This window comes from Nocardia takedensis NBRC 100417 (assembly GCF_000308695.1).
Lineage (GTDB): Bacteria > Actinomycetota > Actinomycetes > Mycobacteriales > Mycobacteriaceae > Nocardia > Nocardia takedensis.
Genome location: NZ_BAGG01000074.1, coordinates 1 through 9634, shown reverse-complemented (window position 1 = coordinate 9634; position 9634 = coordinate 1). Strand labels below are relative to the sequence as shown.

Annotated in this window: 11 protein-coding genes; 9 read left to right on the top strand and 2 right to left on the bottom strand. The window is 71.1% G+C overall.

The features are described from left to right. From ON30_RS15745 to tatC, 5 genes are all read left to right on the top strand, one after another. On the top strand, positions 1 to 366 hold a 366-nt coding region (locus tag ON30_RS15745), incomplete at its 5' end, for a WYL domain-containing protein (protein WP_040707945.1). Positions 367 to 407: 41 nt separating this feature from the next. Further along, positions 408 to 1346: a helix-turn-helix transcriptional regulator gene (locus ON30_RS15740; protein ID WP_051029406.1), complete on the top strand. Its 939-nt coding sequence runs from the start codon at positions 408 to 410 to the stop codon at positions 1344 to 1346. Next, entirely contained in the window at positions 1343 to 2356 is a 1014-nt protein-coding gene (locus ON30_RS15735; RefSeq protein ID WP_040707941.1) for a 2-dehydropantoate 2-reductase, read from the top strand. Before ON30_RS15740 ends, ON30_RS15735 begins: the two co-directional genes overlap by 4 nt. Positions 2357 to 2449: 93 nt before the next feature. Beyond that, positions 2450 to 2710 carry a Sec-independent protein translocase subunit TatA gene (tatA, locus tag ON30_RS15730; protein WP_040707939.1) on the top strand — a complete coding sequence of 87 codons (261 nt, stop codon included), beginning with the start codon at positions 2450 to 2452 and terminating at the stop codon, positions 2708 to 2710. Between the two features lie 174 nt (positions 2711 to 2884). After that, a complete protein-coding gene (tatC, locus tag ON30_RS15725; RefSeq protein WP_040707937.1) occupies positions 2885 to 3832 on the top strand; it encodes a twin-arginine translocase subunit TatC in 948 nt (315 codons plus the stop codon). Here tatC and ON30_RS15720 read toward each other — a convergent pair. Together ON30_RS15720 and ON30_RS15715 are read right to left on the bottom strand one after the other, a co-directional pair. Then, positions 3814 to 5037 (bottom strand): acyl-CoA dehydrogenase family protein, encoded by a 1224-nt coding sequence (locus tag ON30_RS15720; RefSeq protein WP_040707935.1) that lies wholly within the window; start codon positions 5035 to 5037, stop codon positions 3814 to 3816. The two genes, tatC and ON30_RS15720, sit on opposite strands and share 19 nt — an antisense overlap. A gap of 12 nt (positions 5038 to 5049) precedes the next feature. Then, positions 5050 to 6228: an acyl-CoA dehydrogenase family protein gene (locus ON30_RS15715; RefSeq protein ID WP_083911432.1), complete on the bottom strand. Its 1179-nt coding sequence runs from the start codon at positions 6226 to 6228 to the stop codon at positions 5050 to 5052. A gap of 375 nt (positions 6229 to 6603) precedes the next feature. Here ON30_RS15715 and ON30_RS15710 point away from each other — a divergent pair, with 375 nt between their 5' ends. The 4 genes from ON30_RS15710 to ON30_RS15695 form a co-directional block, all read left to right on the top strand. Beyond that, the gene (locus tag ON30_RS15710; protein WP_083911433.1) at positions 6604 to 7794 is read left to right on the top strand and encodes a hydroxymethylglutaryl-CoA lyase-like TIM-barrel protein; all 1191 of its coding nucleotides are present in this window, start codon (positions 6604 to 6606) and stop codon (positions 7792 to 7794) included. Next, positions 7791 to 7979: a lysine biosynthesis protein LysW gene (locus ON30_RS15705; protein WP_040707931.1), complete on the top strand. Its 189-nt coding sequence runs from the start codon at positions 7791 to 7793 to the stop codon at positions 7977 to 7979. The genes ON30_RS15710 and ON30_RS15705 overlap by 4 nt, the downstream gene beginning before the upstream one ends. A gap of 2 nt (positions 7980 to 7981) precedes the next feature. Next, positions 7982 to 8833: an ATP-grasp domain-containing protein gene (locus tag ON30_RS15700; protein WP_040707947.1), complete on the top strand. Its 852-nt coding sequence runs from the start codon at positions 7982 to 7984 to the stop codon at positions 8831 to 8833. Further along, positions 8830 to 9634, top strand: an 805-nt coding sequence (locus ON30_RS15695) for an N-acetyl-gamma-glutamyl-phosphate reductase (RefSeq protein ID WP_040707929.1), incomplete at its 3' end; no start/stop codon positions are given. The genes ON30_RS15700 and ON30_RS15695, both read left to right, overlap by 4 nt.

The following is a 9634-nucleotide window of genomic DNA, read 5'->3' as shown; positions in this document are numbered from 1 at the left end:
TCGCGCATCGGCGCCGATATCACCGCCTACGGGCCGGTCAACGCCGTGCGCAAACCCGAGGACGTCGACCTGCGCGCCATCGTCGCCCGGGTGACCAGCAGCGCGCCGGTCAGCGGCACGGCGACGGTGTGGGTGGCCGACGGTCGCGGCCGCGAACTGCGCCGCATCGGACGCTCGGTCGGGCAGCGCGCGGTCGGCGAGCGCGGCGGCGCGGTGCTCGAGGTGCCGGTGCGCTCGTGGGACTGGGTGGCCCGACTCATCACCGGACTCGGCGCGGACGCGCTGGTCCTGGAACCGGAGGAGTTGCGCGCCGACGTGATCGGGCGGTTGCGGTCGGTGCGCGACCGGACGGAGGTCACGCTGTGAGCCCCAGCAGACTGTCGGTGCGCCTGTCGCGACTGCTGAACATGATCCCGTACCTGATCGCCCACCCCGGGATCAGCGCCGCCGAGGCGGCCGCGGACCTGGGCGTCACCACCAAGCAGTTGATGAGTGATCTCAACCAGTTGTGGATGTGCGGACTGCCCGGGTACGGGCCGGGCGATCTGATCGATCTGTCCTTCTCCGAGGAGAGCATCGAGGTCACCTTCTCGGCGGGGATCGACCGGCCGCTGCGGCTGACCTCCACCGAGGCGACCGCGCTGCTGGTGGCGCTGCGCTCGATCGCGGAGATGCCCGGCATGGTCGACCCGAGCGCCGCCGACGCCGCGATCGTCAAGATCGAGACGGCCATCGCGGGCGCGCCGGTCGTCGCAGAGTCCTTCGCGCCGGTGGTCGACTCCGTCCCCGCCGAAGCGCCCGCGGTGACCACCGTGCGTTCCGCCTTGGCCCGACGGCACGCTCTGCGCATCGTCTACTACTCGGCCAGCCGCGACGAGGTGTCCGAACGGGTCGTCGACCCGATCAGGATCGTGCTGGTGGACAACAACAGCTACGTGCAGGCGTGGTGCCGGCAGGCCGAGGGCACGCGACTGTTCCGTTTCGACCGGATCGAGGACGCCACCGAACTGGACGAATCCGCCCGCCCGCCGGTGCACGCGACCGCCGAGGCGGCCGGCCTCGACCTGTTCCAGGAGGACCCGGCCGTGCCGCTGGCGCACCTGCGGATCCGGGCCGATCACGGCTGGGTGCTCGACCAGTACCCGATGAACCGCCTCGCGGTGGCCGCCGACGGCAGCTTCGAGGCGACCATGCGCTACGCCACCCTGGACTGGATGGCGCGCCTGCTGCTCGGCTTCGGGTCCGGGGTCACCGCGCTGGGGCCGCCGGAACTGGTGGCGGCGGTGCGCGAGCGCTCGGACGCGGCGTTGGCGGCCTACGCGGAGGCCGGGTTCGTCATCCCATGAACGTGGTCGTACTGGGCGCGGGGTCGATCGGTGTGTTCGTGGGCGGCCTGCTGGCCGCGGCGGGCGCGCGGGTCACCTTCGTCGGCCGCCCGCGGGTGCTGGACGAGATCACCGAGTCGGGGCTGCGGCTGACCGATCTGGACGGTCTGGCGGTCACCGTGCCCCCGGATCGTTTCGTCACCGACACCGAGCCGCGTGACCTGGAGACCGCCGACCTGGTGCTGGTCACGGTGAAATCCGCGGCCACCGCCGACGCCGTGCGCCCGGTCGCGGGCCTGCCGCGGCCGGGGACGCCGGTGCTGAGCTTGCAGAACGGCATCGGCAACGACGCGGTCATCCGGGAGATCCTGCCGACCTGCGCGGTGCTGCCGGGCATGGTGATGTTCAACGTCGTGCACCATCCCGGCGGGCGGTTCCATCGCGGCACCGACGGCGAGATCGCGGTGCAGGACGATCCGGCGCTGACCACTACCGCCGCGCTGTTCGAGCGCGCGGGCCTCGGGTTGCGCCGCTACCCGGACCTGCTGCCCGTGCAGTGGGCGAAACTGCTGCTGAACCTGAACAATCCGATCAACGCGCTGTCCGGTCGACCGTTGCGCGAGGAACTCGCCGACCGGGACTACCGCCGCTGCCTGGCATTGACCCAGTCCGAGGCGCTGGCCGCGATGAAGCGGGCGCGCATCCGACCCGCGCGGCTCACCCCGCTGCCGCCGTCGGCGATGACCACACTGCTGACCGTGCCCGACGGGATCTTCCGCCGCGTGGCGGGGTCGGTGCTGGCGATCGACCCGATGGCGCGCTCATCGATGGCCGACGATCTCGCGCTGGGTCGCCGGACCGAGATCGCCTGGTTGTGCGGCGAAATCGTGGGGTTGGGGGAGATCGTCGGCATGTCCACCCCGGTGAACCGGCGACTGATCGAATTGGTCGCGGCGGCCGAACGCGGGGACCGTCGGACCTGGACCGGACCCGAACTGCTGGCCGAATTGCGGGCGGCGGCGGCACGGTGAGCGCCTGAACTCCCGACGAACGTGGGCTGACCGGGGCGATCCGTTGGACGGTGTCCGGTAGCATCGGGGACACCACAGTCTTGGGAGGTATAGATGTCAGGCACGTTCAGCTGGACGCACCTGCTGATCATCGCGTTGCTGTTCGTGGTGCTCTTCGGTGCCAAGCGTCTGCCCGATGCCGCGCGTGGTCTCGGACGGTCGCTGCGGATCTTCAAGAGCGAGGTCAACCAGATGCAGAAGGAGGAGACGCCCGCGAGCGCCGCCCCCGCGCAGCCGGTCACCCCCGAACTGTCGAAGGGGCAGTCCACGAATTCCACCACGGCCCAGCCGCAGGCGGAGCAGAAGTCGGCCTGATCGGGCCGTTTCCATCGGGGTGAGGTCGGCTCACCCCGATCAGTGCTGTTCGGCGCACCGTCGACACCGGTCGGGGTCGCCGCCGCTCGCTGTCTTTCGTGCTAGTTCAACGTTCGCTCACTGCTCGCTCACTGCTCGCTCACTGCTCGCTCAATTCAAGGGCCACACTGACCTATGCGAATCCCGTTCGACCCTCGCCGCAGCAGGCGCAGGACGAATCCCGACGGCACCATGTCGTTGGTCGAGCACCTGCACGAACTGCGCGGCCGGCTGCTCAAATCGCTGGCCGCGATCCTGCTGACCTCCGTGCTCGGCTTCCTGTGGTATTCGCATTCGTTCTTCGGTCTGACCAGTCTCGGTGACCTGCTCACCGGGCCGTACTGTTCGCTGCCGCCCGAGGCGCGTGCGGCGCTGACCTCCGACGGCGCCTGCCGTCTGCTGGCGACCGCCCCGTTCGAGCAGTTCATGCTGCGCTTGAAGGTCGGTTTCACCGCGGGCGTGGTGCTGGCCGCGCCGATCTGGCTGTACCAGTTGTGGGCGTTCATCACCCCCGGTCTGTACGCCAAGGAGCGCCGCTACGCCGTCGGGTTCGTCACCACCGGGTCGGTGCTGTTCGCCTCGGGTGCGGTGCTGGCCTACGTCGTGGTCGCCCACGCGTTGGACTTCCTGCTGACCATCGGCGACAACGTGCAGATCACGGCGTTGAGCGGTTCGCAGTACTTCGGATTCATCATCCAGTTGCTGATCATCTTCGGCGTCAGTTTCGAGACCCCGCTGATCGTGATCGGACTCAACCTGATCGGCGTGCTCACCTACGTCCGCCTCAAGGCGTGGCGACGCGGTATCGTCTTCGGCCTGTTCGTGTTCGCGGCGGTCGTCACCCCGCAGGACCCGTTCTCCATGCTGGCGCTGGCCCTCGCGCTGACAGTGCTGTTCGAGTTCGCCGTCCAGTTCGCCCGCATCAACGACCGCCGCCGCGCCAAGCGCGAGGCCCAAGCCGCCCTGCACGACGACGACGCCTCCGAGATCGAGGCCCCGCGCCCGGTCGACGGCGCCACCGTCCCCGCCCCCGCCGCCGACAAACGCGACCACACCGTCTCCGACTACTCCGACACCCTCTGATCCGCGAGCGCCGGGACCGGGCCGTCGAGGCCCGGGGGGTTGTGGGTGAGGCCGGTGGGGGTGAGCCAGTCGAAGGGGGTGTAGACGGCGGGGCCGAGGCCGAGGCCTTCGGCTACTTGTTCGCGTAGGCGGTTGGAGGTGAAGCCGCCGATGACGTTCATCTGGGCGTCGCGGTAGAGGCGTTCGACGGGGTGGCCGGTGGTGACGCCGCCCGCGCCGTGGATCTGCACCGCGCGGGCCGCGACCTCCACGCCCATCTCGGTGGCGTAGATCTTGAGCATGGCGATGAGGTCGCGCGCGGAGCGGCCCGCGACCCGTTCGTCGAGGACCCGTCGGGCGAGGACGCGGGCGGCCTCGATCTGGGCGACCGAATCGGCGATCTGGGCCTGCACGCCTTCCATGTGGGCCAGCGGCCTACCGAAGGACACCCGCTGTCCGGCGTGCCGCGCCGAGGCGGCGAGCGCGGCCTGCGCGACGCCGATGGCCGCGTAGGAGTTCTTCAGCCAGCCCCACGCCATCCCTTCGGCGAGTTCCTCGAACGGGACCGGGATCACGTTCTCGGGCGCGACGTGGGCGTCGGTGAACACGATGCCGCCCCAGGGCATTCCGCGCAGACCCATGTGCGCGATCTCGTAGCGGCGCACGCCGGGCTGGTCCAGGTCGACGAAGGCCAGGCACCAGTCGTGGCCGGTGTCGCCCGGCGGCTTCTGCCTGCGGGCCAGCACCACGGCGACGTCGGCGACGGGAGCGTTGGTGATCCGGGACTTCTCGCCGTGGATGCGGAATCCGGCGTCGGGTCCGGCGGGGCGGACCGTGGTGCGGAAGGTGCTCGCGTCGCTGCCCGCGGTGCGTTCCACGACGGCGAAGGCGGCCAGTTTCTCCCCCGACAGCAGGCTTCGCAGCAACCCGCCGTGCGCGGTGCGGTCGCCGTGGGTCCAGACGAGTTTGCCGCACAGCAGCGTGGAGACGGTAGCGGCCCAGTAGGTGCCGGGGCAGGCGGTGGCGAGGGCTTCCAGCGCGGCGGCCTGGGTGGCGGCGTCCGCGCCGAGTCCGCCGATCTCGCGCGGGTGGAACAGGCGCAGGTAGCCGCTCTCGCGCAACTCGCGCCAATTCTGTTCGGGGATGCGACCGTCGGCGTCGGTGTCGGCGGCGCGCGCGGCGATGCTGTGGAAGTCGAAGGCGGGGTGGGCGCCGTTGGTGGTCATGATGTGCTCCGCTCAGCCGAGGTCGAGGTGGTGGGAGGCGATCACCGCGCGCAGTACCGCCGCGCCGCCGCCGGTTTCGGCGAAGAACCGGGCGTCGCGGTGCGCGCGTTCGACGAGGTGATCGCCCGCCGGATCGTCGGGGCCGACGAGGCGGGCCGCGCCGTCGACCACCGTGCGGGCCGCCGCGGCCGTGAACAGGCGCGCGGCGGCGGCGTCCTGGCGGGCGGGTCCGCCGCCGGTGTCGAAGCGGCGCGCGGCGCGGCGCAGCAGTCCGTGGGTCAATTCGACGCGCGCGGCGAGGTCGGCCAGGGTGAACCGGGCCGACTGGTCGTGGGCCAGCGGGCGGCCGAACACGCGGCGCTCGCGCAGCGCCGTGCGCGCGTCGTCGGTCAGCGCGCGCAGGACGCCGAGCCACGGCGCGCTGGTGAACACCCAGTCCAGGGCGGCCAGCAGTGGTTCGGTTCCGGTGGGCGCGCCGCCGACCGCGCCGAGGACCGCCGTGTCCGGGACGTGGACGCGGCCCAGGACGAGCCGCCCCCACGGGCAGGTCGGCATCGCGACCGGTTCGGTCGAGACGACCAGCAGTCCCGGGGCGGCCCCGTCGACGAGGAAGGCGGTGCGCGCGCCGTCGTCGTGTTCGGCCACGATCAGGAAGTGGTGGGCCACCGGCGCGCCCGCCACCAGGTCGAGTTCGCCGGTGAGCACCCAACCGCCCGTGGGGGTTTCGGCCCGGCGGGCGGAGATCGTCGGGGCCAGGGCGGCCCCTTGGGTCTGGCGCAGCGACACCGCGCCGATCCGGTCGCCGCGCACCATCCCGGGCAGGTATCGGGCCTGCTGGTCGGCGGTGCCGAAGGCGCGCAGCGGCGCCGTGGACAGCACCGCCTGCACGCCGACCATGAGGGCGAAACCGGGGTCGCGCGCCCCTTCGCCGAGACCGGCGAGCAGGTCGAAGGTCGCGGCGGCGGACAGGCCCGCGCCGCCGAGTCCGCGCGGGACCAGCGCGCCGAGAACGCCGGGTTCGGCCGCCGCGAGTTCGGCGAACAGGTGCGGACTCCACCGCCGGTCGTGATCGCGGCGGGCGGCCGTGGGGCGCGCGACGCGCGCGCCGAGGGCGCGGGCCGCCGAGGCGTCCGAGCAGGGGGCGGGCGGCGTCGCCACGGCGTCGGCCGCTACTACTGGTGAATTGGTCATCTCGAGCCTCGTCCGTCGGGTCAAGAATTGTTCCTGAATATACGGAACGGCGGTGTTCGGCCTGTTCCGAATTTCTCCCACCGTTGTGCGGAAGGGACACCGAGGAACGCTATCGGCCGTTACCGGCACGCGAAAGCTCCTGCGGGAACATTCATCCAGCCGCACGTGACGGCGATGTTCCGTGACAGTGACTCACGGTAGTTCACGTACTTCTGACATATTCCGTGTTGTTTCCTGACGTGGTCGGAAGCCACGATATCCACCGTGCCGATATTCCAGTTCGGCGATTATTCGACCGACGTCGGAACCGCCGTCGAGAGCGATTCCGGACGACGTCCGACGAACGATCCGGGCCCACGGGCCGGGGAGGAAGCAATGGCAATCGCACAGCACACGGGTGAGTTGCACCTGTCCGACGCCACCCTGCGCGACTCCGCGCACATGGCGGGCGTCGAACTGACGCCCGCCGACACCGCGGCCATCGCGAAGCTGTTGGTGCGCACCGGGATCGAGTTGGTCGAGGTCGGGATGGTGTCGGGACCGGGGGCCAGGGACGCCGATCTGGTCACCGCCACCCACGACGCGATCGGCCCGGAACGCAGCATGACCTTGGTGATGGTCCGCGACCGTCGCCAGGTCACGGCCGCGTTGGACGAGGTCGTGCGTCTCGGTGTCCGCCACATCATGTACTCGATCCCCACCTCCGAGGAGCACGCGCGGCTGAAGCTGGCCTCGCCGAGCGCGCAGTTCCTGCACGCGCTGGCGCGTTTCGCGATCACCGAGGCCAAACTGCGCGGCCTGCACGTCACCTTCAGCGGCGAGGACGGTGCGCGGACCCCGCCCGAACGGCTGGTGCCCTACGTCACGGCGGGTTTCGCGGCGGGCGCGGACCGTTTCCGTCTCGCCGAGACGGTCGCCTCGCTCACACCGTGGCGGATGCAGGAGGTGATCGCCGATCTGACCGCGATCGACGGCGCCGAGATCGAGATCCATTCGCACAACATGCTCGGCATGGCGGTCGCGAACTCCTTCGCCGCGGTGCGGGCGGGCGCGACGTGGATCTCGGCGACGGTCGGCGGGATCGGCGAGCGCGGCGGCAACGCGCCGCTGGCCGAGATCCTGACCACGCTGCGGGTCGCTTACGGCGACACCCGATTCGACCTGTCCCATCTGACCGAGCTGTCGCGGCGCATGCTGGCCGCTTCCGATCTGGGCGAGGCGTTCCAGTCGGGGCCGACCGCCGCGCACGCCTTCGCCTACGAACTGCCCGGGCAGCTGACCCATCCCGCCGCCTACGAGACCATCGCGCCGGAGCTGATCGGCAACGACCGCGCGCTGCGGGTGCGGACCCGCTTCGGTCCGGCGCTGTTGCGCTGGGCGCTCGGCGACGCGGCGGGCTCGGTCGACCTGGACGCCTTCACCGCCTGGCTGCTCGAGCGGCAGCGCCGCGACGGCGCGCCGCTGCTGGACCGCGACGCCGTCGTGCGCGCCGCCCTGGACTTCCGCTCCGGACATCCGTCCGCGAGTACCGATGCCACGCCTACCGATCTGGAGCTGATCAAATGACCACCACCGCCGCCTTCTCCGGAATCTGCCCCGAGTGCGAGACCGACCTGACCGTGCCGCCGGTCGTCGAGGGCGAAACCCTGTCCTGCCCGGAATGCCTGCTCACGCTGCGCGTGGACGGGATCGCCGACGGCACGCTGAGCCTGACCATGGTCGAGGTCCAGCTGCGCGACTGGGGACAGTGACCGTGACCACGAGAATCGGGATCGTCGCCGACCGCGTCGGCTGGGAGGAGCGCGCGCTGATCGAGCGCGCGTCGCACCTGGGCCTGCGCGTGGACTGGGTCAACGACGAATCGCTGTGCCTGGGCGCGGTCGACGCGCCGTCGGTGGCCGACTTCGACGCGCTGCTGATCCGCAGCCGCAGTTACACCCGTGGCGGCCTGCTGGCCGCCTTGGCCGAGGCGGGCGGGGTGCGGGTGCACAATTCCGCCGCCGCGATCCACGCCTGCGAGAACAAGTTGGTGTTGCGCGCGGTGCTGCGCGAGGCGGGTGTGCCGGTGCCGGATTTCCGGCTGGTGCTCTCGCGCGCTGATTTCGCCGCCGCCCTGGACGACCTCGGCATGCCGGTGGTGGTCAAACCGGTCTACGGCGGCATGGGCAAGCGCGTCACGCTGATCCGCGACCGCGACCTGGCGAATTCGGTGTACGACCACATCGAGGATCTGGGGCACGGCTTCGAGCAGGCGTATCTGGCCGAACCGTTCCTCGCGGGCGGGCGCTCGATCCGCTGCCTTGTGGTCGGCCGCCAGATCGTGGTGACGGCCGAATTCCGCGGCGCGGGCGGGGATTGGCGCAGCAACGCCGCGTTGGGCAACCGCAGTCGGTCGCTGGCACAGACCCCGGAGGTGCGCAAGATCGTGGACGCCGTGGTCGACCGGCTCGGCCCCGGCATCTACGGGATCGACCTGTTCGACACCGCCGCGGGCTACCTGGTCAACGAGGTCAACCACGCGCCCGCCTGGCGCGGGGTCGCCGAGACCACCGACCTCGACATCCCCGCCGCGGTGTTGGGCCACCTGCAGGAGGTGCTCGTATGATCCGCGTCGGAATCGTCGGCGCCTCCGGTCTTTCCGGCGGCGAGCTGATCCGGCTGGTCGCCCAGCATCCCGAGGCGGAGCTGACCTTCCTCGGCGGCGCGTCCAGCATCGGGCGTCGTCCTTCGGCGCTGCACCCGGGGCTCCGGCTGGATCTCGGGTTGACGGTGCAGGCGGTCGATCCCGAGGTCGTCGCCGAACGGTGCGACGTGGTCTTCCTGGCCACGCCCGCACCGGCTTCGGCGGAACTGGCGGCGCGACTGGCCGATCGGGTGACCTGTGTCATCGACCTGAGCGGCGCGTTCCGCATCCGCGACGCGGTGCGCCACACCCGCTGGTATCCCTCGGCCGGGCGGGCGGCCGAGTTGGCCGACCGTTTCGTCTACGGCGTACCGGAACTGATCGGCGACGCGCTCTCCGGTGCGGCGCTGATCTCGATGCCGGGCTGCTACGCCACCGCGATCACCCTCGGTCTGGCTCCGCTGACCCTCGGTCTCGGCCTGCATCTGCGGACCGTGCTGGTGGACGGCAAGAGCGGGTCCAGCGGCGGCGGCCTGCATCTGCGGGTGCCGGATCTGCACCCGTTCCGCAACGGCGCGATCGCCCCCTACGCGCCGGTCGGGCACCGGCACGCGGCGGAGGTCGCCGATTTCCTGGAGGGCGCGAAGCCGGGCAGCCTCGGCTCGCTGACGATGTCGGCCTACGGCGTCTCGCACGTGCGCGGACTGCTGGCCAGCACCTACGTCTTCCTCGACGAGGATCTCGACGCGCGCGAACTGCAACGGGCCTATCTGCGCTTCTATC

Coding starts and splice junctions, on each gene's coding strand:
- tatA (WP_040707939.1), top strand. CDS start 2,450: ATGTCAGGCACGTTCAGCTGGACGCACCTGCTGATCATCGCGTTGCTG.
- ON30_RS15735 (WP_040707941.1), top strand. CDS start 1,343: ATGAACGTGGTCGTACTGGGCGCGGGGTCGATCGGTGTGTTCGTGGGC.
- ON30_RS15720 (WP_040707935.1), bottom strand. CDS start 5,037: ATGACCACCAACGGCGCCCACCCCGCCTTCGACTTCCACAGCATCGCC.
- ON30_RS15715 (WP_083911432.1), bottom strand. CDS start 6,228: ATGACCAATTCACCAGTAGTAGCGGCCGACGCCGTGGCGACGCCGCCC.
- ON30_RS15705 (WP_040707931.1), top strand. CDS start 7,791: ATGACCACCACCGCCGCCTTCTCCGGAATCTGCCCCGAGTGCGAGACC.
- ON30_RS15710 (WP_083911433.1), top strand. CDS start 6,604: ATGGCAATCGCACAGCACACGGGTGAGTTGCACCTGTCCGACGCCACC.
- tatC (WP_040707937.1), top strand. CDS start 2,885: ATGCGAATCCCGTTCGACCCTCGCCGCAGCAGGCGCAGGACGAATCCC.
- ON30_RS15740 (WP_051029406.1), top strand. CDS start 408: ATGATCCCGTACCTGATCGCCCACCCCGGGATCAGCGCCGCCGAGGCG.